The 24,595-nt window shown below is 68.8% G+C and carries 21 protein-coding genes and 2 pseudogenes; 10 read left to right on the top strand and 13 right to left on the bottom strand.

The window, feature by feature from the left end:
- Nucleotides 1–26: 26 nt before the first annotated feature.
- The 7 genes and pseudogenes from SGFS_RS51195 to SGFS_RS01185 form a co-directional block, all read right to left on the bottom strand.
- Nucleotides 27–764 (bottom strand): annotated as a pseudogene (locus SGFS_RS51195) (Tn3 family transposase); the annotation flags it as partial.
- A gap of 137 nt (nucleotides 765–901) precedes the next feature.
- Nucleotides 902–2,146 (bottom strand): DUF4158 domain-containing protein, encoded by a 1,245-nt coding sequence (locus SGFS_RS01210; protein ID WP_286259726.1) that lies wholly within the window; start codon nucleotides 2,144–2,146, stop codon nucleotides 902–904.
- A gap of 313 nt (nucleotides 2,147–2,459) precedes the next feature.
- Nucleotides 2,460–3,419 carry a phosphotransferase family protein gene (locus SGFS_RS01205; RefSeq protein WP_286246885.1) on the bottom strand — a complete coding sequence of 320 codons (960 nt, stop codon included), beginning with the start codon at nucleotides 3,417–3,419 and terminating at the stop codon, nucleotides 2,460–2,462.
- Nucleotides 3,420–3,675: 256 nt separating this feature from the next.
- The gene (locus SGFS_RS01200; protein ID WP_286246883.1) at nucleotides 3,676–3,801 is read right to left on the bottom strand and encodes a hypothetical protein; all 126 of its coding nucleotides are present in this window, start codon (nucleotides 3,799–3,801) and stop codon (nucleotides 3,676–3,678) included.
- A gap of 78 nt (nucleotides 3,802–3,879) precedes the next feature.
- A pseudogene (locus tag SGFS_RS01195) lies at nucleotides 3,880–4,195 on the bottom strand (transposase); the annotation flags it as partial.
- 218 nt (nucleotides 4,196–4,413) lie between these two features.
- Complete coding sequence (locus SGFS_RS01190) at nucleotides 4,414–4,839, bottom strand: DUF4240 domain-containing protein (protein ID WP_434028171.1); 426 nt, start codon at nucleotides 4,837–4,839, stop codon at nucleotides 4,414–4,416.
- Nucleotides 4,840–5,393: 554 nt separating this feature from the next.
- Nucleotides 5,394–5,819, bottom strand: a complete 426-nt coding sequence (locus SGFS_RS01185) for a hypothetical protein (RefSeq protein WP_286246882.1) — start codon at nucleotides 5,817–5,819, stop codon at nucleotides 5,394–5,396.
- Nucleotides 5,820–5,968: 149 nt separating this feature from the next.
- Between SGFS_RS01185 and SGFS_RS01180 the strand changes: the two genes are divergently transcribed.
- The 3 genes from SGFS_RS01180 (at nucleotide 5,969) to mobF (ending at nucleotide 10,296) form a co-directional block, all read left to right on the top strand.
- The gene (locus tag SGFS_RS01180; RefSeq protein WP_286246881.1) at nucleotides 5,969–8,482 is read left to right on the top strand and encodes an NACHT domain-containing protein; all 2,514 of its coding nucleotides are present in this window, start codon (nucleotides 5,969–5,971) and stop codon (nucleotides 8,480–8,482) included.
- Between the two features lie 417 nt (nucleotides 8,483–8,899).
- Nucleotides 8,900–9,088 carry a hypothetical protein gene (locus SGFS_RS01175; protein ID WP_286260446.1) on the top strand — a complete coding sequence of 63 codons (189 nt, stop codon included), beginning with the start codon at nucleotides 8,900–8,902 and terminating at the stop codon, nucleotides 9,086–9,088.
- Nucleotides 9,040–10,296, top strand: coding sequence for a MobF family relaxase (gene mobF / locus SGFS_RS01170; RefSeq protein WP_286246880.1), 1,257 nt, complete (start codon nucleotides 9,040–9,042; stop codon nucleotides 10,294–10,296). The genes SGFS_RS01175 and mobF overlap by 49 nt, the downstream gene beginning before the upstream one ends.
- 97 nt (nucleotides 10,297–10,393) lie before the next feature.
- On the opposite strand, the gene SGFS_RS01165 is transcribed toward mobF, so the two are convergent.
- Both SGFS_RS01165 and SGFS_RS01160 read right to left on the bottom strand, forming a co-directional pair.
- Nucleotides 10,394–10,960: an ATP-dependent DNA ligase gene (locus SGFS_RS01165; protein WP_286246879.1), complete on the bottom strand. Its 567-nt coding sequence runs from the start codon at nucleotides 10,958–10,960 to the stop codon at nucleotides 10,394–10,396.
- A 141-nt stretch (nucleotides 10,961–11,101) separates the two neighbouring features.
- Nucleotides 11,102–12,412 (bottom strand): cation:proton antiporter, encoded by a 1,311-nt coding sequence (locus SGFS_RS01160; RefSeq protein WP_286246878.1) that lies wholly within the window; start codon nucleotides 12,410–12,412, stop codon nucleotides 11,102–11,104.
- Between the two features lie 376 nt (nucleotides 12,413–12,788).
- Between SGFS_RS01160 and SGFS_RS01155 the strand changes: the two genes are divergently transcribed.
- Nucleotides 12,789–14,336 carry a DUF1254 domain-containing protein gene (locus SGFS_RS01155; RefSeq protein ID WP_286246877.1) on the top strand — a complete coding sequence of 516 codons (1,548 nt, stop codon included), beginning with the start codon at nucleotides 12,789–12,791 and terminating at the stop codon, nucleotides 14,334–14,336.
- 43 nt (nucleotides 14,337–14,379) lie between these two features.
- On the top strand, nucleotides 14,380–14,889 hold the full coding sequence (locus tag SGFS_RS01150; protein WP_286246876.1) for a DUF1269 domain-containing protein: 510 nt from the start codon (nucleotides 14,380–14,382) through the stop codon (nucleotides 14,887–14,889).
- Between the two features lie 66 nt (nucleotides 14,890–14,955).
- On the opposite strand, the gene SGFS_RS01145 is transcribed toward SGFS_RS01150, so the two are convergent.
- Complete coding sequence (locus tag SGFS_RS01145; protein ID WP_286246875.1) at nucleotides 14,956–15,477, bottom strand: hypothetical protein; 522 nt, start codon at nucleotides 15,475–15,477, stop codon at nucleotides 14,956–14,958.
- A gap of 302 nt (nucleotides 15,478–15,779) precedes the next feature.
- Entirely contained in the window at nucleotides 15,780–16,091 is a 312-nt protein-coding gene (locus SGFS_RS01140) for a hypothetical protein (RefSeq protein WP_286260445.1), read from the bottom strand.
- A 37-nt stretch (nucleotides 16,092–16,128) separates the two neighbouring features.
- On the opposite strand from SGFS_RS01140, the gene SGFS_RS01135 reads away from it, so the two are divergent.
- Nucleotides 16,129–16,371 carry a hypothetical protein gene (locus SGFS_RS01135; RefSeq protein ID WP_286246874.1) on the top strand — a complete coding sequence of 81 codons (243 nt, stop codon included), beginning with the start codon at nucleotides 16,129–16,131 and terminating at the stop codon, nucleotides 16,369–16,371.
- A 187-nt stretch (nucleotides 16,372–16,558) separates the two neighbouring features.
- Here the strand turns inward: SGFS_RS01135 and SGFS_RS01130 are convergent, their stop codons facing one another.
- Nucleotides 16,559–17,815, bottom strand: a complete 1,257-nt coding sequence (locus tag SGFS_RS01130) for an esterase/lipase family protein (RefSeq protein WP_286246873.1) — start codon at nucleotides 17,813–17,815, stop codon at nucleotides 16,559–16,561.
- A 377-nt stretch (nucleotides 17,816–18,192) separates the two neighbouring features.
- On the opposite strand from SGFS_RS01130, the gene SGFS_RS01125 reads away from it, so the two are divergent.
- Nucleotides 18,193–18,837, top strand: coding sequence for an AI-2E family transporter (locus tag SGFS_RS01125; RefSeq protein ID WP_286246872.1), 645 nt, complete (start codon nucleotides 18,193–18,195; stop codon nucleotides 18,835–18,837).
- Between the two features lie 630 nt (nucleotides 18,838–19,467).
- Here the strand turns inward: SGFS_RS01125 and SGFS_RS01120 are convergent.
- Nucleotides 19,468–21,177: a PucR family transcriptional regulator gene (locus SGFS_RS01120; protein ID WP_286246871.1), complete on the bottom strand. Its 1,710-nt coding sequence runs from the start codon at nucleotides 21,175–21,177 to the stop codon at nucleotides 19,468–19,470.
- 408 nt (nucleotides 21,178–21,585) lie between these two features.
- Here SGFS_RS01120 and SGFS_RS01115 point away from each other — a divergent pair, with 408 nt between their 5' ends.
- From SGFS_RS01115 to SGFS_RS01105, 3 genes are all read left to right on the top strand, one after another.
- Entirely contained in the window at nucleotides 21,586–22,011 is a 426-nt protein-coding gene (locus SGFS_RS01115; RefSeq protein ID WP_286246869.1) for a glycine zipper family protein, read from the top strand.
- Between the two features lie 67 nt (nucleotides 22,012–22,078).
- Entirely contained in the window at nucleotides 22,079–23,995 is a 1,917-nt protein-coding gene (gene dnaK, locus SGFS_RS01110) for a molecular chaperone DnaK (RefSeq protein ID WP_286246868.1), read from the top strand.
- 10 nt (nucleotides 23,996–24,005) lie between these two features.
- Nucleotides 24,006–24,590, top strand: coding sequence for a nucleotide exchange factor GrpE (locus SGFS_RS01105; protein ID WP_286246867.1), 585 nt, complete (start codon nucleotides 24,006–24,008; stop codon nucleotides 24,588–24,590).
- Nucleotides 24,591–24,595 lie beyond the last annotated feature (5 nt).

Here is a 24,595-nt window from a genome sequence, read left to right as displayed (position 1 = left end):
CGCTGGTGCCACTCGGTCATGAAGTTCGTCGACCACGACCCGAACTTCTTCGAGTCCGACGCGCACGCAGTACCCGCGCCCCACCACTGCTCATCCCGCACAGTGAAGGTGGCGTTGACCAACTTCACCAGCGCGGACCGGAGGTTGGCCCGGTTGACGAACAGGTGCCGCGTCCTGCGCAGCACCGCCTCGGACTCGCTGTGCTTGCCGGTGGCCACCACCCGCTTGATGCCCATGTTCGTGCCCAGCGCGAACAGCACCAGCAGCAGCCGGCAACACAGAACCTCTGTGCTGGTCACCTCCCTGGTCGCGACGGAGGCGAACTCACCAGTGAACCCGGTGGCGAACTCGGACTCCTTGAGAATGTCGAGCAGGTCGATGGTCCCCCACCTGTGCTCGATCTCCGCCTTCAAGGCGACCAGGTTCTCCGGCTCCTCCTGCCTGCCCAGCGGGGAGATCCTGATCCACGGCTCGCCGCGCCGGGTGGTGACCTCCACCCCGCCCGTCGTGCCCAGCTCCAGCGCGGTGTCCAGACGGGCCAGCGCGTCGCGGAGCTTCTTCTCCAGCGCATCCGTGAACGCCGTCGCGTCCAGCGGCTTCTTGATCGCGTTGTAGTGCACGTCCCGGTTACCCTCGAAGTCCGGCGGCAGGTCGTCCTCCGGGTTCCGCCACCGGCTCGCCCCCACCACCCATATCTCCCGCCGCCGCAGCGCGTCCCTCAGCGAGACGAGCACGCACAACTCATACGGAATGCGCTCGACCATGCCCCGCTCGTCGACCACGGCCTTGCGCCACTGCTCCGGCACCACCCGCTCCAGAGGGATCCTCTCCGCCTCGTCGAAGTGCGCCCCATCCCTGATCGGCTGATCGAGGTACCGCTTGAGCAGGTCGATCGCGTCCATCACCGGCCGGTAGACGGTGTTGTTGCCTTCAGCTCCAGCGCCTTCAGCAGCGGCTTGAGCATCCGCCGCCAGTGATTCGAGTACGACGAGCGCAGCACCATGCGCACCCGCGCCCGGTAGCGGGCCTCGTTCGCCTTCGCCTTCGCCGCGAGCGCCTTGAGCGTGGACTCCCCGGCCACCGGATAGATCACCCGGCGCACGGTGCCGTTCGGCTCCGCGACCGCAGCCTCCGCCAGGCGCAGCAGGATGCCCTCCTTGCCGCGCACCCGCCTGAGTTCCTTGACGAACTCGCCCTCGATCTTCTTCGCCGCCCGCGTATTGATCTTCGCCACGAGCTGGATGAACAGGTCCACCAGCGTGTCCGTGATCTCCGTCTGCCGCACATGGCACAGCGCGGCGAGCAGCGTGTAGCGCATCTGCGGCTTCATCGCCCGCAGATCAGAGGGGTACTCCTTGGAGTCACGGGCCCGCCAAGCGGCCACCTGCTTCTCCGACATGTCCGCGAACAGCTCCGACGGCAACTGCAGCTTCCGCACCCGCTCCAGCTTCGTGATCTCCTTAAGCAGGCTCTCCAGCCCCAGCCCCGCCGGGTCCGCCTTCAGCTCGGTGAAGAACGCCGTCCCGCCCCCGACACTCCCCTCACCCTCCGCACCGCCGACGTCCTCGGCGACCAGCTCGTCCAGCAGCATCCGCGTCGTCGCCGACAGCCGCCCGGCGGTGGCCTGACAGAAACCCTCCTCGAAGGTGTTCACCGCCGAGCCGACCAACCGGCCCACCTGCCCCGGCGCCGGCGGCTCCAACAACAGCTTGCGGCAACGGGCCACCACCGCCTCCGCCAACCGGTCCCGGGACAACTCCACCGGACACGACTCGACGCCCAGCCACTCCGCGAGCTGGGCCTGCTCCTCCTCGGTGCAGATCCGGAACCCGTACGCCTCCCGGATCCCCACCCGGTGCCGTTTGATCGCCCGGCCCGCCCAGTCGTACGCCGCCCACTCCCCGGCCGATACCTTCACCTGCTGCGCGACATACCCGACAGCAGCCTCCGGCACCTCCCTGGCGCCCTCCGGGAACCGGGCCTCCACCTCGAAAAACTTCAACAACAACGCGAAGCCCAGCCGGTTCGCCCCCGACTTGTTCCGCAGCTTCGCCATGTCGTCTTCGAGAAGCGTCCAGACCTCGATCAGACCCTCCGGCTCCCAGTCCTGCCGCACTCCGCGCTCCTCCTCGGCCGTCGATGACACGACCAAGGTGACGGAGCATCACCACCACAAGGACGAGAAGCGGCGAACCACTGACAAGCGCACCCTTGGTCCGCTACAGAGAGCTACTTGTCACTTCGCCGTAGCTTCGGGAGCGGAGGGCCAGGAGCCCCGTTGTCCGTTCCCGGTGCTTGTGAGGGTTTCCCGCTGGATCTGCTCGGCAGATTGATCGAGTCCCGATCAATCTGCGCGGCGGATGTCCTGTCTCGCTGAAGCCGAAACAGTCTCGGTCGATGTGAGGCATCGGGCTGTACGTCTCGCTCAATCTCGGGCAACTGCCCCTGTGTCTCGCGTGTCAGCCCGGAGCGTCCATCAGGGCGGTGACATAGGCATCCAGCCGATCCTCCACAGCTCGCGTCGTCAGCTCTGTTCTCCCGGCCTCCCGCCACGGCTGCGACACCGACTGCACTTCCTCCGAGGCGGCCAGCGCGTCCCGCACCCGCCAGTACAGCCGCTCGCTCTCGCTCGCAGCCAGCACACCGCCGGCCTCCTCGCACGCCTCGGCGAACCGCAGCCCCCAAGCCGGGCCGTGCAGCAGCGCGAGATTGACGGAGCAGTGCGCCACATCGAGATCGGCCGGGCCCCAGGAGGCTGCTGCCCAGTCGATGACGCCGGTGATCCGAGCGCCTTCCGGGTTCGAAGGCGACACGTCGAACAGCACGTTGCCGGGTTGGAAGTCCCGGTGCAGGAAGCGCCCTTCATAGGATGGCGCGGGTCTGCGGATCACTTCGATCGCCGCGGCCCATACGGCCGCGTCGGCGCCCTTGGGAACCACGACGGTGTCGGCGGTCGTCAACGTCGTATATTCCCGGGGCCGCTCAGCGGGGTACACCGCGTGGATCGCAACAAGTTGACGGGCCAGCAGGCGCACGCGCGCCTCCACTCCCATATCGTCCAGGACCGTCCAGCCCGCCAGATGGGTCATCAGGAGCGACGGATACGCGCACTGCGCGGCGGTCGGATCAACCGCGACCAGTGAAGGAGCCGGCACGCCGGTCCCCGCGAGCAAGGTCAGAGCGCCGGCCTCCCCAATCAGCCCGTCCTCGGCGTTCTCCATGTAAAACGGGTCGACGTAGCTCCGCAGCACCAGGTCACGGGTGCCTCCGTCCCGTGCGCCGATGATCAGCCTCCGCATCTCGGCGGTGATGCCGCCGTGCAGCGCCTCGGCTTTGACGATCCGTTCGCCAGCTTCCAGGTGCCGAACCACCCAAGCCAGCGTCAACGGTCGGATGGTCGCGGTCTCATCGTGGTTCATCACCGTGCCACCTCATCATCCGGGCGGCGGCACGGGCGAAGGCTTTTACAGGTACCGACGGCCGTGCGGCTCAGTCTCTCCAGCAAGCCTGGATCCGGACGCAGATGCTCTACGAGGCGCAAGTCAGAGGTCAGTTGGGCGAGGCAGACGGACACTCGGCATCTCACTCAACCTGAGACACACCAGGTCAGACGGCCGCCGTGCCTCAGCTCCAGCGAGGCGGGACAAAGGGCAACGTCAGCGGGGCGACGGTCGCTCAGCTCCGCGTCAGCCAGCGTTCGTTGTGCGCAATCGCCCAGGCCGTCCGCGCCTGGCCTGCGGCGTGGCGGTCGCCGACCTCACGGCAGATGGCCAGGTCCTGGGTGTGGGTGTCGCGCCGCACCTCCCGCAGGGCGAGGCCGAGGTTGTTCAGCGCCGTGGCTTCGCTGTGGCGGTCACCGAGCTCACGGAAGAGGGTCTGTCAAGCGGTGTACCAGGGTGGTTGGGTTACTGGCGGGCTGCTGAGAGTCGGCCGTCGAAAGGTGATGTCGAAGGCGTTCCACGCGGTCTTCCAGCGCATGGTCCAGCGGGCCTGGCCCTTGGGGATCGAGGGACATGATCGCCATGTATACGCACTTCAACGCGGCTTGCTCGTTGGGGAAGTGCCCGCGAGCCTTGACCGCCCGGCGGATCCGCGCGTTCACCGACTCGATCGCGTTCGTCGTGCAGACGATGCGGCGGATCTCGGTGTCGAACCGCAGGAACGGGGTGAATTCCTCCCAGGCGTTCTCCCACAGAGCACGTCGGGCCGTACCAGTTCGCGGACGCGCTTGTCCCAGGTGCGGTCCGCGTGGCCTCCGGCCAGTTCGGGGGGTTGAGACTGGTAAGCGCGCATGTTGAGGTGTCGCGTATTCGTCAGCCGAGGCGTGTTCACGGCCTGAGGAGGTGACGGACAGTGATGTCCGGGAGTCTCGCTCTCGCTGTTTGACCTCGTCTTGTGACTGCGAGCTTCCGCTTACTCCAGATAGAGCGCTGCCAAGCGGGGCAGTCGGCGAGTCATTTCGTCGTGGTCATCGAAATCGAAGTTCCAGGTGGGGTCCAGCTCCCGGTAGCGGATGGTGGGTGGGCTCGCGGGGAGTTGATCACCGGTCGCCGAGATGTGTGCGTTCCAGGCGATGCCCAGCATGTCCTCGCCTTCCAGGTCGACGCCGTCGGCTGCGGAGGCTTGAACGATGGGCAGGTCCGCCAGGGCATCGGGATCAGCGACTACGCGCTCGAAGACTTCACGGCCCTGAGCGATCAGCCAGCCGCGGAAGTAGTCGAAGCCGTCGTCAGAGCACCCGCCGTTGGCCATGTAAGCAGCGGCCCACAGAGGATTGGTGTAGGAGACAACCATCAGGTCCCGCAGCACCTGCTCAGCTGCGAGGATCTCCTCGACCAGCCGGGAGGCCAGCAGCGAGGCCGCCTCGCGAGCGACCGCTTCGCCATCGTTTGGACGCCTGATTGCGGGCTGCCTCGATGAGCTGCCAGAACTGCTGCTTGTTCATGGAGGCAGAGCCTGCCACCTGTTACTGACATCGGGCTGGTCGCGGGAGCTTGGCCCATCAGAGCAGCCATGTCGCTCCTGTCAGCGTGTGTGGTCGCCGGGTGCATATCGGCTCCAGGTTCCTCCGGCTTCGGTGACCAGACGGGTGGCGGTCTCGTCGTGGTAGCCGAGTGCCTTCGCGATGATGGGTGCCGGGGCTTGGAGGACGAGCTGGCGGATCGCAAAGGTCCTGCCTCGTTGCGGCGGGACGCCGATCTTTCGGAGGTGGACTTGGAGGCTGACTGGGTTCATGGGCTGTCCGGGCTGGCGGCCAGGGAAGAGCCACTGTGAGCTTCTGCTACTGGCGTAGGGCATGTGCTGTCGGGATCGGATGTAGGCCCGCAAGCGGGGCCACTACTCATCCGTGAAGCCAATCAGAGCGGGCGCCGGATCAAAGGCCGAGAGGCCAGTCAGCCGGGGGCTCGCCGTCGTCGGACGCAACGGCAGGCGGAGATGGGCCCGGGCGGGTGGCGGTACTTTTTCCGCAGCGTTGATGGTCGGCGACGGCCACCGCTCTGCGGGCAAGCCTCTGCGCGCTGCCCAAGACGAAGCGGGTGTCCCGGCCGGGTTCTGGACGGGCCGTGGCCCGGGTCCCGCTCGGGATCGGCGTACTCGGCGTTGAGCCGGCTGACCCGGCGCAGGATCTCACCCAGCCCCCGCACGGCCATCCGCCGGTTCTCCTCCTCCCCGGGCAGCCGCGGCTGGGACTGCGGCACCCCGGTCAGGAGCTGCTGCGCCGAGACCCCGAAGATGTCCAGCCGGGCATCGGCACGGTTGGCGCCGGTGGCATGGTGGCCCCGCCAGATCTCCCGCCGCGACCCGTCCTGGTCGGTCACAGGATCGGCTGTACTGCCGGACCGTGCGCTGGGGCGCGCCTGGCGTGCTTCGACGCGCCACCCCAGGGACGAAACGAAATACGAGCACCAAGCTTTTCTCCTGTGGGGTGGTCCGAACCGGTCCGCCCGGAGACGAGGCGGGGAGTGCGGTGCGGCAACTGTCACACGGGCTGATCAAGCAGCTGTTCCTCATCGGTGTGGTGGCCATGGTTGCCGTCGTGATAGGTGGGTTGCTGATCAGCAGCTCCGATGAGGACAGCAGCCTGAAGGACACACTGGGACTCGTCTTGCCGCTGTGCATCGCCGTCCTCGGGGCCCTCATCACCCCGCTGCTCACGAAGATGCTCGGCGCCGCGCCGGAGACCGTCGACAGCCAACTGCCTTGCGTAGAGAGGGCCCTTGCCGTGTCCGTGGGCAGCCGCTGGAGGTCTGGTGCCCAACTCTGGCAGTTGCAGGACCCGACGCCGATGGAGGTCGACTGGGTGCGTAGCGCCCCCTGGCTGGCAGACCACCGGTGCAATGCGCCCGACGAAGGAGCACTCGGCTCGCCGGAGGAACGGGGTGGCCTCGACGAACTGGTCGAAGCCTTTCGCGCCGCCCCAAGCCGACGCGTGGTGGTCCTCGGGCCCGCTGGCTCCGGGAAAAGCATCCTCGCCCTGCGCTTCACGCTCGCATTGCTGGAGCAGCACACCACCGGCACTCCACTCCCAGTGATCTTTCCCCTCGCCACGTGGAACCCCGAGCGTGAATCCCTGGCGGAGTGGCTGGCCGAGCGGCTCGCGGCCGACTACGAGGCGCTCGGCATGACGGGACCGAGTGGCCTCATGGCTCGGGAACTCCTCGCCCGCAGACTGATTCTGCCGGTCCTGGACGGCTTCGACGAACTGCCCCAGGCCGCCCGCCCTCTTGCCATGCGACGCATCAACGCCGAGCTGGATGAGAACACGCCACTGCTGCTTACCAGCCGTGTCGACGAGTATGCCGCCACCGTGCGCTCCACAGACGTGTTGACCGCCGCGTCAGTTCTGCAACTGCTGCCGCTAGGCCTCGCAGAGGCATGCCGATATCTCGCTGCGGCGAGCCCACCGGTGATGGAACACACCGATGCCACCGGCACGTTGGACACCGCCTGGGCACCGGTGATCCTCCGGTTGCGCGATGCGCCGGAGGGGACGCCTGAGTCCGCGCTGCGTACCGTCCTGCGCTACCCGCTGATGGTGGCCATGGCGCGCGCTGTGTGCGAGGGCCACCGCTCCGACCCGGCACGGAATCCGGAGCGGTTGCTCGACGCACGTCTCGGTACGCCCGAGCGGATGGAGAAGCATCTGCTCGACGCTTATCTCCCGGCCGTCTACTCTCGTACGTCCGGCTCGCGTTGGACCCCTGATCAAGCACAGCGATGGCTTCGCTTCCTGGCCTGGCGCGCCGTGGACGAGGGCGACGGACTGATCGCCTGGTGGCGGCTGGAGAGGGCCATTCCAAGGGCCGTCCGGGTGTTCGCCCCCGGGACCCTGGCGGTGCTCTTGGCCTGGCCCGTGCTCTACGCGCTGTATGCCGGGCTCGACGGTAACGTTTACCGCAGCTACTGGGGAAGCGAACCCAGCAGTGGATTCGGGGGCACAAACGACCCGGTGAACTTCCTCGTGGCACGGCTTCCCTGGATCGTAAGTTTCAGCCTGGGCAGCCTGCTACTCACGCTGCGACGAAGTCTGAGTTCCGATGCCGAGCTTCAGCGCTTTCTGCGGCCGCGCCGGGCCGCGATCCTGCTCGCCATCATCGCTGCCGACATCGCGACGAACCAGCTGATCGACCGGGCACCTTGCACGGGCAGCACCCATCGCGATCACCTGCGCGACTGCTGGCAGTACTGGGGGGCACAAGCCGGCTACTCCTGTGTCCTCGGGCTGCTGACCGCGTACGTGTTCGGATATCTCGGCATCCGCCGGACACCGCTGCCTGCCGTGCTGTTCCGCCGTGAAGGCTGGGCGATGAGGAGGCCCGGCATCAGCAGGGCGACACTGAACGGTGTGCTGGTGGGAGTGCCAAGCGGAGGGGTGCTCGTGACGCTTCTCGTCGCAGTCAGCAATGAAGTCGGGCATTCCACAGCGGTCTACGCGGACTACTGCTGGAAGGGGATGGCCGTGGGAGGAGTCCTCGGCGGAATCCTCGTGCTAATCGGCTCCACGTTTCATACGCTGGGCGCCGTAGTGGACCCCGACGCGGTGTCCACTCCGCACCGGAGCCTAGGCCAGGACCGCTCCGCCGCGCTGGCTCGCGCCGCACTGCTGGCCGTCGGGTCCGCACTGCTGCTGCTCGCGCCCCCCTGGCACATCGAGTTCAACCTCCAGATCCCCTGCGGTCTGCTCTGGCTCACTCTTGGTCCAGCCGCCCTCGCGCTCAGCGCCTGGGGGCGGTGGCTCACCGCCCGCCTGTGGTGCGCGGCAACCGGCCAACTGCCCTGGCGGCTCATGACCTTCCTCGACGACGCCCATAGCCGCGGGGTGCTCCGACAGGCAGGCGCCGTCTACCAGTTCCGGCACCTGAAACTCCAAGAGCGCCTTGTCTCTTGTACCGCGGGTGGTGGGGCGCCGGCCACCGGTGCCCCACTCCCACAGCCGAGAACCGCTCCGGTGTATCGACCGGACGACGAAGCGCAGAGGTGAGACGCGCATGGGCAGGCGCCGTGCACCCGGTCGGGGACACGCAACAGCGCCGCGCTCCAGTCTGGGGCTTGCGCGCCGTTGCTGGGTGGGGGAGGGGCTCGAAGGAGGGCATGGTGTCTTCCGGGCAGCACGACGAAGTCCCCGGCGGTTGCCGAGGGCTGAGGGTTGGTCGGATCGGGGCTGGTGGTGACGGGTGCTCTTCGGTGGCTGCTGATGGGTGGTCGTCGGGGTGGAGTTGGTGGGTGTCTGTGGTGGGGTGTGGGGCTGGACCGGAGAGCGTTGACACTTGCTGGCCGGCCGGGACGGCTTCCCGCCTGACGGGCGCCCGGGAAGAAAGTTCGGCCGCTGCTCCCGCCTGGCGGGACGCAACGCTGATCGGGCTTTTCGCGCAGGTCAGAGCCGTGTGGCGTGGCCTGCATGATGGATATCGCGCTGATCGCCGCCGGGCAGATGTACCGCTACTTCCTGCGCCAGGTCCTCGTCGGCGACGGCCGCAGACCGGCCCGCAAGCCACTTCGGAAGGCGCACAGGACGCCGGAGTTCCGGTCGGCAGATGGATGGGGCGGGGCCTGCCCTCCCTCGGTCTGGCGCTCGGTCAGGAGGTGACCGAGGCGCAGATGCGCTCCCTCTTCGGCGAAGGCCGGCACCCGGACGCCGACCGGCTCGTAGCCGAGCAGTTGGCGGCGGGGAAGAAGCCCGCAGCCGCGCGCCGGGCTGGGGCGCTCGGAAGCAAGGTGAAGGTCACCGGAGCCCATCTCGTCTTCCGCCCGCAGCCGACCCTGCAACTGATGTGGGCTCTCGGGGATGAGGAGACACGGAAGGCGATCGAGGCCGCGCACGAACGGGCCATCGCCATCGTGCTTGCGTGGATCGAGGACGACGTCGCCGTCATCCGCTACGGCGCGCAGGGCATCCACCGCACCCGCCCCGCGCACGGCCTGGTCGCCGCCCGCTTCCGCCACTGCGAGGCGCGCTCCGGTATGCCGCTGCTCCACGATCACCTCCTTCTGTCCCTCAAGGGCCTGCGCCCGAAGGACGGTATCTGGGGTGCGGTGCACTCCACGGCCCTGCTGGAGTCGGTCGTCGCCGCGTCCGCGCTCTACAACGAGGTCGTGATGATGGAGGCGTGCGAGGCGCTGGGGCTGGCCTCCGAGCCGCGCACCGTCACGCGAGGCCGCCGTCCGGTCATGGAAGTCGCCGGCGTTCCGCACGAGCTGATCCGCTGGACTTCCAGCCGCAGCGCGCAGATCGCCGCCTGCCTCACCGACCTGGAGCACGAGTACGTCACCGCCACCGACGATGACGGCAACCTGAAGTTTGGGCCCGCGGTCTCCGAGCGGACCCGGGCGAAGCTGAACCGGATCGCCGCCCGCAAGATCCGCCCCGCGAAACCGCGGCCCCGCTCACTGACGCAGCTGCGCGAGGACTGGCGAGACAGTGCGCGGGACTTCCTCGCCGCCGGCGCCTACCTCATCGACTCCCCAAAAACCCGCCCCCCGCGTTTAGCTCCGCACACCTGCGCGGTGCGAATCCGCACATCGCGGTTCGTCCCAGGGCTACGTGCACTCCGGGGCGCTTGCTTCGCAGGTGGACGACGGACACCGGAGCGCACCAGGCCCACACCCGCGAGGAGTCGGATGACGGGGCGGGCCGGCGCTGTGGTTCGGCTGCTTGTCGTGAAGAGCCAGGAACTGCCCCACCCGGCGGAGAACGACCAGCCTGTCCACGGATGCCCGCGCCGCCCTGGAGCGAGCAGGCCGGCGACCCCAGCACCTGCCGCCCGGGCGAGGGTGGTGGTGCGGCCGACGTACTGAAGGCGGCCTCGGTGTCGTACCTGCCGAGCAGTATCGTGCGGGGAGCGGCTGGGGAGCCGGTGATCGCGCCGACGATCGCCTCGCTCGTCTCGCGGACCTAGTATTTCTGCCAGCCCCTCACCGACGGCTTGTAGGCGTCGTCCAGCCTCTTGAAGACCACGCCCTCCATCCCGACCGACGCCCACGTCAGCCACTCGCGCACGACATCGGCTTCGGTGGACGACGGGCACAGCGTCCACGGCGCGATGAGCCGGCGGGCGGCGAACACGGACTCCAGCGCGGCCCTGCGCCGCCGGTACGGCCAGGAGGTCGTGTCCGTCGCGGACAGCCGCAGCAGATCGAACGCGACGAAGTGGGCCGGCCACTCCTCCGCAGCTCGGGCCGCCCCGGCGCCGCGCTGGGTGAGCCGGTTCTGCAACCGCTCGAACGCGAGGCGGCCCGCGGAGTCCCATACGACCAGCTCGCCGTCCAGCGCGGTCGCGTCCGGCAGCCGCACGGCCCCGGCCACGACCTCCGGGAATGAGGCCGCCATCTCGGTGCCGCGCCTGGAGCGCAGCACCACCCGCCCTGCGTCGACGGAGACGAGAGCCCGAAATCCGTCCCACTTCGGCTCGGCAGCACAGCCAGGCCGTAGACCGGGCACGGACACGGGGGTGGTCAGCATCGGCTCTGGCAGCGTCCATGGCACTTTCCATTCCTTCCACCCGCCATGTCCGCCATCCGAGTGGCTGCTTCAGTCTTTGAAACTCCAGCTCCAAGGCCGCCTCAACGGCTTCACACGAACGTCAGTAGATTCGGTCCCCGTTCAGCGGAGGCGTCGCGGGCCGTGGTGCTGTTTCCCGGCGCCTGCCGGTGCGTCCTGGGCCTCGCGCAGGTCGGGGGTGGTGGCCTTCGCGGTGTCGTACCAGTTCCCGTAGCGGTTGGCGAAGTACGGGGCCGACATGCCGTGCAGCAGGATGCTGAGGCCGATGGTGACCGCGATGACCCGGCCCAGCAGTTCGATTCCGGGTACGTGGTCTTCGACCAGGAGGAGTCCGAAGACCACGGAGGCCAGGCCGCGGGGTCCGAACCAGCCGACGTAGGCCAGGGTGGGCAGCCGCATGCCGGTGCCGGCGAGCGCGAGGGCCACCGGGAGCATTCTGACCACCGTCAGGCTGAGCACCGCGTAGGTGATGATGCGCCAGTCGAGGTGCTCCAGTGCCGGGCCGAGCAGGACCGCGCCGAAGACCAGGAAGCTCAGGCTCCCCAGCAGTCCGCCCACGTACTCGGCCAGGTCGGCAGGCCGCTTCTCGGCCGGCTCCCCGCCCGTCGGCTTGCCCTGGCGCAGTGCGACGCCGAACGCGAGGCCCCCCATCCAGGTGGCGATGAAGCCGCTCCCGTCCAAGGCCGTCGCCACGCTGTACGCGCAGAACGCCACCGCCAGGACGACGACCTGCTGCCATTCACCCGTCACCCAGCCCCGGGCCCGCGCGAGGGCCAACAGCCACCCTCCGACCCAGCCGAAGGCCAGCCCCACCACAGTGCTGACCACCAGAGCCCGCCAGAACACCCCGCCCACGCCCTCCTCGGAGGCGATCGTGCCGGGGATCGCGGCGAGGAACATGAGGAAGAACGGCAGTGCCAGGCCGTCGTTCAAGCCGCTTTCGACGTCGAGCCCGTGCCGCACGAGGGCCGGGACACGCGGGCTGGAACAGGCGGTCTTGCCGAGCGCCGCGTCGGTGGGGGCGAGAACCGCGCCCAGCAGCGCGAACTCCCACAGGGTCAGGCCCGGAAACAGGGGCCATGCCAGCAGCCACCCCGCTCCGATGCTCAATGGCAGGCCGACGGCCAGCAGCCGCAGGGGCAGGAAGCCGCCCGTGCGCAGGTCGCGTCTGCGCACGGTCATCGAGTCGGTGAAGAGCAGGAGGGCCAGGGCGGCCTCGATCAATGTCAGGATGGGGCCGACGTCGTGGCCCAGGTCGAGTACGTCCAGCCCGATGGGCCCGATGAGTACTCCGAAGCCGGTGAACACCATCGGAGCCGACACCGGCGTCGAGGCGAGGCGGCGCGAGAACAGTGCGTAGCCGGCGGTGACGGCCGCGACCGCGGCTCCTGTCCAGGCGCTGCCACCACTCATGACGCCTCACTCTTCCTGTCGCAACGCACGAAGCCGTGCCCGTGGGACGGCTGGCGCACCGCGCGGACCGGCTCACCGCGGTGTCGTCCCTGCATGGCATCCGAGCTGCGGGCGGCAAGCCGCCCGCCACCGGCCTGGGGCAGCCGCGCCGCAAGGGCTGCACCTCGTCGGGCACCAGGGCGGACCGGAGATCAGTGTGGCGCTTGGCCGGATCCCGAGGCGGTCACCGACACGCATACGGCATTGGATCGGCCGCCACCTCATGCTCATGCAGCCTCAGACCCCAACGGGAACGCGGTTCCCCCCTCACTCGTCACCCCAGCCCCGGCCCGCCGCGGCGGATGCGGATGATTCAGGAGACGCGCACAGTGATGCTATGAGCGTATTCGCGAAGATACCGCCGTCGGTCACGACCCCTGACGTGCAGGAGACGAGGATCGGAGCGCTGCGATTCACCGACGGGATTCCGGACGCGGACACGTGCGACACGGTGTTCGACAACCTTGATCTGACGCACGGCGTGGACGCGTATCTCGCAGGTCTGCCGGGCGTGTCGGTCCGTGCGATCCGGCAGGACTTCCTTGACGCAGGGGTGGCCGACAACACGGTGCTGCTGTACTCGGGCCTGATGGACAGCGCATCGCTGTTCCTGACCGGCAACGCCGACACCGTGTACTTCCTGAGCTTCCTCGACCTCACGGACGGGCCGGTGACGCTTCAGGTCCCACCCGGATGTCTTGGCACGATCGACGACATGTGGTTCCGCTGGGTGACCGACTTCGGCCTTCCCGGGCCGGACCGCGGCGTCGGCGGCACCTATCTGCTGCTGCCGCCCGGCTACGACGGGCCGGAGCCCGAGGGCGGGCTGTTCGTCTATCGCTGCTCCACCTGGCAAGCCATCGTGCTGGGACGCGCATTCCTTGAGGACGGAGACCCGGCGCCGACGGTGGCGCGCATCAAGGAGACGCTGCGGATCAGCCCCTACACGCCCGGCAGTTACGGCACCAGCATCGGGTCCTTCCTCCAGGGCAGCGCGCCGCTCGCGCCGATCACCCCCGCCGACCCGCCGGCCTTCACCGAGGGCACCGGCCTGGCGATCAACACCCTCCCGCCGAACGACTACTCCTTCTACGAGCTGCTCGACACCCTCGTCCAGGAGCAGCCCGCCGAGTCGGTCGGCCTGGAGGCCGGCGGCGCGTTCCGTGAGATCGGCATCGCCCACGGCCACGACTTCAAGCCCGACGACCGGATGCGGCGGCTTCTGAAGGAGGCCGTCGCGATCGGCAACGCGAGCGCCCGCACGGTCGGTCTGCGTGCGCGCCCGCAGGAGGGCTTCTCGTACTACGCGAACTCGGCCTGGTACAACCCGCTCTTCATCGGCGGGTACGACTGGACGTCCCCGCCGCCGGAGATTACCGCAGACGGGGTGCAGCTCGATGAGCGCGTCTCGGGGCGGGCGCTGGACTCCCGCACCGCGTTCTTCTACATCGCCACCGGTGACTCACCCGCGATGTGTATGCGCCTGACGGGCGTCGGCTCCCAGTACCTGATAGTCACCCTCGACTCCGCCGGTCAGCCGTTCGACGGTGCCCGTCACTACCGGCTGACGCTGCCGCCTGGAATCCCCGCCGCCCGCTTCTGGTCCTTGACCCTGTACGACAACCAGACCCGCTCCATGCTGCAGACCCCGCAGCGGTTCCCCTGGGCGGGCAGCCAGAGCTACCCGGGCCCCGCGGCCACCGCGAACCAGGACGGCACCATCACCCTGCACCTCGCCCCCGAGCGCCCCGGCGACGCGGCCGAGGGCACCTGGATCCAGACCACACCGGGCAAGGGCTGGTTCGCCATCCTGCGCTTCTACAGCCCCGAACAGCCGTTCTTCGACAAGACCTGGCGGCCGGGCGAGGTCGAACCCGCCGGCTGACACGGGCACCCAACTGCACACGAGGAATGACAGGAGCGACACAGTGGCTACCCCTGACGCAGTCTTCATCTACATCGGCACCTACCCGAGCGGACCCGCGGCGCAAGCCGACTACGACGTCCTCAAGGACCTTCATGCGGTCGGTGCGGTCGGCTCGTACGACGCATCCGTCGTCACCAAGGACGAGGCCGGCAAGGTCCACGTCAACAAGGACGAGACGGCCACCCGGCACGGGGCGTGGGGCGGCGCCGCTGCCGGTGCGGTCGTCGGGCTGCTGTTCCCTCCGGCGATTATCGGTACGGCCGCCGTCGGTGCCGCCGTCGGTGGCGTGAGCGGGCACCTTTGGCGCGGCATGTCCCGGGCAGACGTCAAGGAGTTCGGCGAGATCATCGACGAGGGGCAGGCCGCCCTGGTCATCGTGGGCGAAAGCACGCTCTCGCAGGCGCTGCAGCGAGCCCAGCTCAAAGCGGACAAGCATGTCGCCAAGGAACTCGACGTGAGCGCGAAGGACGTCGACAGGGCCGTCCAGCAGGCCGCCACCGAGGTTCGCTGACCTCCCGCCGCATCCGATTCACGGGTGGGGACGGCGCCACCATGCAACCAAGATCCATCGAGACCCTCAATACCGCAATGCGTCGCGGACCTCGGTGGTCACCGTGCCGGTCAGGTCCCGGTTGCTCCGAGCTGTGGCTTTGGAGGTCTTTCCTGCGGCGACCTCGGGGACATCGAGGACGACCACGTCGGCCAGGTTGCCCGACTGGTCCTTGAAATTGACCACGACGATGTAGCTTCTCGACTTCGAGTCGTGGTTGGCGATGGTCACCGGGACTTCTGCCTTGCCGTCGGAGCCCGTCGTGACGCTGCCGAGGGTGACGTCCGGCTTGGCGTCCAGGCCGCCCTTCACCTCGTCCAAGGCAGACGAGGCGGCCGCCTCCGCGGAAGCGGCCGCAGTAGCCACCGCGGAGGCTGCCGCGCTGCTGGCCGCAGAGGCAAGCTCGGACGCACCCGACTTCACAGCAGAAGCCGCCGAGGAAGCGGGGGAGCTCGGAGACTCGTCGTCCGACGAGCAGCCGGTCAGACCGGCCCAGCCGAGCAGGACGGCCACCCCGACAACAGCGCATCGGTTGGTCCGGCGTTCCATGGCTTCTCCCGCCTCGACGGCACTCTTCCCTCCAGCCTCAGCCAGCCCGGCCGCCCGTACCAGCAGAACGCAGCACCCGGGTGACGTACCTGACGACAGCTCTGCAGCAACGGCGGCACCCGAACACGCGTGACAGCTTCGGATGAGGGAGCTGTCGGCACTCCCCGCCCCCCGTTCACCCGCCTCGCTGACAGCCCGCGCACCTTCATCTTCGGGTGCGGCCCCGGCCCCCGCGCAGCTCCTCGACGATGCCGACGCCCGCAGCGGCGAGCGGGACGGCGAGGAGCGCTCCCGGACCCTGCTCATGACGCGCCGCCTTGCCCGGCCGGGCCCCGGGAGAGGGTGAACTGGCCCGGCTGCCGCTCGGCCAGCCAACCCCGCGCGACCAGGCGTTTCGCCTTCGACCGCAGAGCCTCCACCTTGGCCGGCACCGCGTCCAGGCCGAGCATCAAACTGGGACCGGGCGTCTCCTGTCCTTCGCCTGGCGTGCGGTCCGGGGTGATGCGCTCGGAGTCACGAGGCAGGCACCCCGCCGGGCCGGTCCTCCGCTGCCTGAACCGGCAGCGGCCGGCTGAGACCGGCACCTTGACGGCCACCCAGCTGAGCACGTTCATCCGTACCTGCCTGAGAGGTGAAGGGACGACGCGGGTCATGTACCACGCGGCGACGGACGGTTTCGACGATCAGACGCTGCCGTGGACGAAGACGGAGACCGTCGAATTCACCGAAGCCCACCAGGAGGTGGGATACCTGGTGTCCGTGATCCCGGGCTCGGTCACCGGCGGTGACGGACTGCTGCAGTTCTCACCGTGCGTGATCAAGGTCGACGGCAAGCAGGTCGCGGACAACGACGGCGGCAAGAGCACCAAGGGCTGCAGCGACACCATCAAGTAGGAAACGGCGAGAGACCGCACACGGGCTCCGTAACAGGCCGTGGTGTCCCGGGTCGCCTGCGGGTTCCAGTGATCGTCGCAACACGTGACCACTGGAATCTACTGCGGCGGCGTCGGTGCGCAGAAGGGGTCTGCGGCCGTCATGCCGCAGACCCCTTCTGGCTGCGTATGCGCGTCCCGGCTGGCGGTTACGCGTCCTTGAGCTTGGTCACGATCCACTCTCCGAGTTCTCGGGTCACGACGGTGTGGCCTTCGTTGGTGGTGGCGCAGCGGAAGTCGTGGAGGCTGCTGTAGTCGGAATCGATCTTGCTGTAGAGGGCGTCGTGGTTGTCGATGTCAGCGACAGCGACGGCGCTGATGGTGGGGACGAAGGTGGAGGCGTTGTGCGCGGGTTGCGCCGCCGCGCCGTTGAGAAGGTTGGCCAGCATGTTGGCCACGCCGAAGTTGGAGGCGCCGCCGAGGAGCTCGGGGAAGAGACCACCTGGGGCGCCGTCGAGTTCGGGGAAGCCGGTGGTGTTGATCGAGACCTCGGCCTGGTCCAGTTCCCGCATCCGGGCGACGGTCTTGCTTCCCTGTCCCTGGGTACGCAGCTGCGCGGCCACCGTCGGTCCGGGGGTGTCCATCGCGGGGCTGTCGGCGGGGATGCTGTTTCCGGCGCCGGTGCCCGTTCCGTTGGCGACGCCGAGCAGGCGGGGGATCTGGGGCCACTCGCCCATCCGCTCCAGTGCGTCCAGGAAGTCGGTCCGTGCCTGGTCCTGGCCGGCGGCGACGTCGAGAGTGGTGTTGGTTCCGGTTGCGAGGTGCCAGCGCAGCATCTCCCGTGCGGCGGGGCTGTTGATCAGGTCGGAGTAGAGGTTGTAGAGGGGCTTGCCTTCGCCTCCCCAGTGGGCCTTCACGTAGTGGGCGAACGCCTGGACTCCCAGGGGCAGCCACGCGCCGCGGTGCGGGGTGTCGTAGGAGAGGTAGTTGGCGGTCTCGTGCCGCATCTTCTGCCGCTCCAGCTTGGCCAGGGCGTAGCGGGTGACCAGGCCTCCCATGCTGAAGCCGCCCACCGTCAGCGGGTGCTCGCCTTCGCGCTCGCCGATCGTCTGCATGATGCACTGGATCGCGACCTCGGCGTTGTCGAGGACGGACGCGGTGCGGTCGGCGAAGCCCAGCAGAATGACGTCGAAACCGGCCTGGCGCAGCGTGGAGATGAACGGGTACTCCCCGTTCTCCAGGCCGTCGTACAGGTTGTCGACGTTGGTTCCTTCCGGAGCGAAGCCATCGGCGAGGATCACCGGCCGCCTGAGGACCTTCTCACCGGGTGACCTGTAGAAGACCCAGGCGGTTCCGCTGGTGGTCATGGTGCGGAGATCCCACTTGGTGCCCCAGGGGGCGGGCTCCACGGCGGCGAGCTCAGACCCCGGAGGGGTACCCCAGATATTGACGACAGGCTTGGACATACTTCGACGTCTCCCTTTGTGTCGCGGCCGGTCATGCCGAACACAGCCATCGTCCCGACGCGTACACCCCGAACACACCCGAATCCGGCGATATCACCCTCATGGGCATGAAACGGCCCTATTTGCGCTCTCTTGCGCGCCTCTCGTACGCGGGCGCTCCAGCCAGAACGCTGACCTAACGAGGCAGAGGCGTCAACGTGGCGGGGGCGCCGAACAGGAGGTGTATCGGACAGGACAGACCGGCGCCGCAACCTCGAAAGGTCCTTGCTGCGGAAGGAGGAGGTTCGGGCGAGGCGGCACGACGGCGAGGTCGGCCGCCGTTGTACTGGCCCCGGACTTGCTCCCCGGTGGGTCCAGGATGAAGGGGCGGTGGCGGCATGGCTCAGGTCCGCGATAGCGGCGGCGACCGCGTGTTCGCGGGACTGTCGCCCACCCACCGCAAGGTCGCGGCCTGGTCGGCGACCGTGCTGCTGGCGCTTGGCGTGGCGGCGTTCATCGTCTGGGTCGTCGTTGTACTGCGTGCCGCCACGGTGCCGTTCGTCCTGGCTCTGCTGGGCACCGCGTTGCTGCAGCCACTGATGCCATGGCTGATGAAGCGCGGGGCCTCTCGCGCACTCGCCTCCGGGCTCACCTGTGCTGGCCTGGCCGTGCTGGTGTGCGGCGTGCTCGTCGGCGTCATCCATTCCCTCACGGAGAGCGCCGGGAAGATTGCCGACGGCCTCGCCGAAGCAGGGGACAAACTCGCCGACCGCTTCGGCCCGGTGGGCGACAAGCTGCAAGAGCGCAGTCGACGGCATGTCCGACACGGGCGCCAAAGTCGCCAGCTCAGCGGCGTCGGGGCTGGTGTCAGGACTGAGCCTGGCGACACAGGCCCTCGCGACCCTTGTCCTCGCCCTCGCCCTGGTCTTCCTCTTCCTGCGCGACGTGACAAATCTGCTAGCGATCACCAGGTGGAAGATGCGTTGACCTGGGGATCTAGTGATCGTTTCAGGATTTTTAGCTGTGGTGGGGTGCAGCTCTGAGCTGGGGATTCGGGGGCCTTCGGGAGTCCGGAGAGGCTCTGGGGTGCAGGTGTAGTGATCGTTTCGGAATGTAGTGATCGACACGGGATTTTGTTATGGCTGCGTGGTTCGGGTAGCCAGGTTTGTGCTGGTCAGGGATGGTCTGGCGGATCGGGCCTGTGGCCGGCTGCGAAGAGGTGTAAGGGCACACGCCGGGGGATCGGGCAGCTCTGTGCGCGTGACCGGCAGGCTGTCGCCGGCTCCTGCCGAAGCTTGTTGCGTCCAACTCGCGTGGCACCCGGATCCCGGCGGAGAGCAGGTGCGGCAGGTGCCCGGTGTGTGCCTTGGGGTGATCTGTTTGCCCGCGTCGCGGGTGGGGCGCAGGATCTGCGTCGGTCCGCGTGACCAGCACGGTCATCGGCCACAGCCAAAGACGGCGGAGCAGGGTCGGTCTGACGGGTCGCCACCCTTGTCTGTTGGAGGACAAGCACGAGGCCGCGCAGCTACACCGCCAAGCGGTGCCAGAACCTGTGACTCGTAGCCGTCCTGAGGGGGATTCCCGGTGACCGAGGTCCCCCGGGAGGAACGCTGCCCGTACTTCGCGTGCACCGCGTGCGGGCTGATGGGGGAGCCGGATTGTGCGGACTGCGGTCAGCGTCGCCCACTCAGGATGATTTTCCAGACGCGTGTTGCCACCTGCAGATTGAGCCGGGTGTCCACATCCGCCAGGTCGCGGTCGGTGATCTCACGGATGCGCTGCAGCCGGTAGCGCAGGGTGCTGCGGTGGACTGTCAGGGCGGCGGCCGCATCGTCGTAGTTGCCTCCGCAGTCGAAGTAGCGCGAGAGCGTCTCCACCAACTCTGTGTCGTGCTCTGCGTCGTAGTCGATCAGCTGGCCGAGCCACTCTCGCACGAAGCCTTCGAGCTCCCGGAGATCGTTTCCGGGCCCCAGGATCCGGTACAGCCCGAGGTCGTCGAAGAACGTCGTCCCGCTGCGCTGGCGGGAGTTCTGCCGCACTTCCAGGGCCCGCAGTGCCTCCTGATAACAACGGGGAATGCCATCCGGGGAGTCGCAGCGGGTGCTCACCCCGATCGCGCCGTCGGGCGTGCCCAGCTCACGGGCCAGCGCCGTGTACACGGCATCGTCGTCGGGCCTCTCTTCGGTCAGCAGGACCGTCCGGTCGCCGCGACGGGTGATCAGCGGGCGGGTCGCCGTGGTGGCCGTCGCTTGCTCGACGGCACGGGTGACGGAGCTGGTCGCGGCGTTGCCCGGCCAGTGCACCACGACCACGTAGTGGGTACGTTGCAGGTCGTGGCCGACGGCTTCTGCCCGGGCGTAGGCGCTCGTCTCGTCGGTGCCCTCCAACAGGTCGTCGATCAGCTGGCGGCGCAGCCGTAGTCCGACCTCGGTGAGTTCGCGCATATGCATGAGCTGCTGGGCGAGCAACCGCTGGGCGTTATCCAAGGCGAACATGGTGTGTTCGTCGGCCGTGGCCTCGGGGTCCTCGAGGGCGAGTACGCCGAGGAGGTCGCCGCGCGGCCGGGCCAGGGCGATCAGCCGGTCCTTGAATCTGACCGGGCCCGCCTCGCGCGCGACCTGCCGCAGCATCTCTTCCTGGTAGGCCGAGGACCGCACCGGATAGGGGTCGGGCCGGTCGGGACCGGCCCAGGACCTCAGGTTGCCGAACCGGTCCTCGATGAGCGTCGACAGCCCGGTGAGTTCGTACAGCGCTTGGGTGATGGCGTCCTCGCCGCCGCCCCGGGCGGCGACACGGGCGAGGGTCTCATGCACGGTCTGCTGCAGGTGCAGCTCGGTGCGCATTGTGTCCAGCTGCCGCAGTGCGGTGTCCCGTTCGGTGCGCAGTCGGCTCAGTTCGCCGGCGTTGTCGTGCTGCGCGGCGCGCGTGACCGTCAGCGACAGGGCCGCCGATGTGAGCCCCACGAGGGTCGAGAGGAGGAAGTGCCCCTGCCTGTCGGGCCGGGAGCGGGAGGAGACCAGGAGGTAGCCGAGCAGACCGCCGGCCCCTCGCAGGCCGAACGCCCAGGTCCAGTACCGCTCTGGAAGGGATACGGAGCCGTCAGCCTCGCCCAGCTCCTTCATCCGTACGTCGTCGACCGTTGGCGCTCCCGCGTCGTGGCCCAGGACGCGCGACAGACCGTCGCCCGTCGCGAGGTATCCGGCCTCGGCGTGATAGGGACCAAGGGCACTGACGTGCCGCATGGCCAACCGCACGATCTCACTCTGCTCCGCACAGGTGAACAGGGTGTGGGACAGCATAAGCAGCCCGTGGGGGTCCAGCGGCGTGAGCGGGCGGGGATCGTGCCGTTCGGTGCCCGCGGCATTGCTCGAGTGGCGGGTCACTTCCTGGTCGGAGATGTGAGGGGACGGCCTCCGTGACGGATGGCAGGCCATGGATCACTCCGTTCTCCTCCGGTCATCGGAGGCGATCGAGCGAGTCGTGGGATCCCCGCCCGGACGAGCCCTGAGCACCCAGCGTAGGCAAGGCCACCCGGCTTGTCTGGATTTGAGCCTTGCTCTCGTGGGCCGACCGACTGCATCGATTTCCGACCTGCCGGGTTCAGGCGGGGCGCACTGCTCTGTTGCCACTCTGGGCTTGTCAGGGATCGCCGGGCGCACCGGTGGCCGTGGCAGGAAGGACTGGCTGATGAACGAGCAGGCCCGCAGGACCATCGCCTCGTACACGACCTACCAGGAAGCGGAACGCGCGCCGTCGATCACCTTTCCGATCAGGGCTTTCCCGTAGAAAGAGTGGCCATCATCGGGCAGGACGTGCGCCTGGTCGAGCAGGTGACCGGCCGCATGGGACCTGGCGGGGCCGCGCTGCACGGCGCGGCGAGCGGCGCCCTGCCCGGCGCCCTGATCGGGTGGATCTTCGGGCTGCTGAACTGGCTGGACCCGGTCGTGTCGGGACTGCTCCTCGCCCTGTACGGGCTGGTTTTCGGAGCACTCGTCGGCGCTCTGCTCGGCCTGCTGGTGCACGCGGCCCAGCGTGGCCGCCGGGACTTCGCCTCGGTGAGTTTCATGCAGCCCAGCCGGTACGACGTCGTCGCCGACGACGCGGTCGCCCAGGAGGCGGTGCGGCTGCTGGCCGAGCTGCCCGGCGGGACCGGCACCGGCACAAGCGGCGGGGCTTGGAAGAGCAGCCGCCCTCGGAGCGGTCCCGCCGTCACCTGAGCGATTGCGGACGACGGGTGCGACACCGAGGGCGTACGGGGGCCGCCCGTCGCGGAAGGAGTTACTCATGGGCAAGGCAGTAGGCATCGACCTGGGCACCACGAACTCGGTGATCGCCGTCTGGGAGGGCGGCGAGCCGACGGTCGTACCCAACACTGAGGGCAACCGCACGACACCGTCCGTGGTGGCCTTCACCGACACCGGCGAGCGCCTGGTGGGCCAGCTGGCCCGCCGCCAGTCGATTCTCAACCCCAAGGGCACCATCTACTCGGCCAAGCGGTTCGTCGGTCGGCACTTCGACGAGATCTCCGAAGAGGCCAAGGCCGTCGCGTACGACGTCGTCGAGGGAGACGGAGGCGCCGCCCGCTTCAAGGTGCGCGACAAGCTCTATGCGCCTGAGGAGATCAGCGCGCAGGTGCTGCGCAAGCTCGCCGACGACGCCTCCAAGCAGCTGGGCGAGCGGGTCACGGAGGCGGTCATCACGGTGCCCGCCTACTTCAACGACGCCCAGCGCACCGCCACCAAGGACGCCGGACGGATCGCCGGTCTGGAAGTGTTGCGGATCATCAATGAGCCGACCGCGGCCGCCCTCGCCTACGGCATGGACAAGAAGCAGCACGAGACGGTGCTCGTCTTCGATCTGGGCGGCGGCACCTTCGACGTCAGCATCCTCGACGTCGGCGACGGCGTGGTGGAGGTACGGTCCACGGCGGGCGACAGCCATCTGGGCGGCGACGACTTCGACCGCCGGCTGGTCGACCAGCTCGCCGACGGCTTCCAGAAGGAGAACGGCATCGACCTGCGCCAGGACCCGCAGGCACTGCAACGACTGTTCGAGGCCGCCGAGAAGGCCAAGACCGAGCTCAGCTCCGTGACCCAGACGCAGGTCAGCCTGCCGTTCATCACGGCCGACGCCTCCGGGCCCAAGCACCTGACCACGACAATCATGCGATCCACGTTCGAGCAGATCACCGGCGACCTGGTGGAGCGCTGCCTGGGCCCGGTGCAGCAGGCCATGGACGACGCCAAGGTCAGTGACAACGACATCGACGAGGTCATCCTCGTCGGCGGCTCCACCCGCATCCCCGCCGTCCAGGCCCTGGTGCGCAGGCTGACCGGCGGCAAGGACCCCAACATGAGCGTCAACCCCGACGAGGTCGTGGCGATGGGCGCCGCGATCCAGGCCGGGGTCCTCAAGGGCGAGGTCAAGGATGTCCTGCTGCTCGATGTCACTCCGCTGTCGCTGGGCGTGGAGACACGCGGCGGCGTGATGACGAAGATCATCGAGCGGAACACCACCATCCCGGTGCGCCGCTCCGAGACCTTCTCCACCGCCGAGGACAACCAGCCCGCCGTCGACGTCGTCGTCCTGCAGGGCGAGCGTGAGCTGGCCGCCGACAACCGGGTCCTGGGTCGCTTCCGGCTCACCGACATCCGCCCCGCGCCGCGCGGTGAGCCGCAGATCGAGGTCATCTTCGACATCGACGCCAATGGCATCCTCAACGTCACCGCGCGGGACAAGGACACCGGCAAGGAGCAGGGCATCACCATCAGTGAGAGCTCCAACCTCGACCGCAGCGAGGTTGAGCGGATGGTCCAGGAGTCCGAGCGCAACCGCGGCCAGGACCAGGCGCTGCGCGAGGCAGTCGACGCCCGCAACGAACTGGACGCCATCGCCTACCAGGTCGAAAAGCGCCTCGGCGAGCTCGGCGACGCCGCGCCCGCACATGAGAAGGCCCGCGCCGAGATGCTGGTGTCCGAGGCCCGCGAGGCGGTCAGGAATGAGGCCGGGGTGGACAAGGTCCGGCCGCTGGCATCAGAACTCCAGCAGGTCTTCGCGGGGCTCGCGGCCCACCAGGCGGGAGCCGCCGCGGGCGGTCCGGCAGGCACCGGCTCACCGGACGGATCGCCGCCCGGCGGGGCCGTGCCGGGAGGCGCCGCAGGCGACGACGATGTGATCGACGCCGAGTTCGACAAGGGCTGAGGTGCCCGCCATGCCCATCCCACCCCGGGGCCGAGAGCCCGACCCGCCGCCGGAAGGCGCCGTACAGCCGCCGCGCGGGGACCTTACGCAGCCCGGACGGCCGATCGAGGAGGCCGAGCCGGGGCCCGACGCCGCGACCGGCACCGCCGCACCCGACGACGAACACGCGGCCGCACTGCGAGAGGCCGAGGACCGCTGGCGCCGCGCCCTCGCCGACCTCGACAACCTGCGCAAACGCCACGCCAGGGAGCTGGAGCGGGAGGCCGCGGCCGAACGCGCCCGTACGGCTGCGGCCTTCCTGCCCGTCATCGACAACCTGGAACTTGCCCTGAACCACGCTGCCGCCGACCCCGATGCGATCGTCGAAGGTGTCCGGGCCGTGCGCGACCAGGCCGTGAACGTCCTGGAGCGGCTGGGCTACCCGCGCCACGCAGAGAGGGGCGTGCCGTTCGACCCGGCCCGGCACGAGGTGGTCGGCGTGGTCCAGGATCCCGACGCCGATCCGAACACCGTGGTCCAGGTGCTGCGACCCGGTTACGGAGAGGCCGAGCGGCAGCTGCGGCCTGCCGCCGTGACCGTCGCCAAGCGGGAGTGACCGTC

Source organism: Streptomyces graminofaciens, from assembly GCF_030294945.1.
Taxonomy (GTDB): Bacteria; Actinomycetota; Actinomycetes; order Streptomycetales; family Streptomycetaceae; genus Streptomyces; species Streptomyces graminofaciens.
Note: the sequence above shows the minus strand (reverse complement) of the source record. Positions and strands in the feature narration are given on the sequence as shown.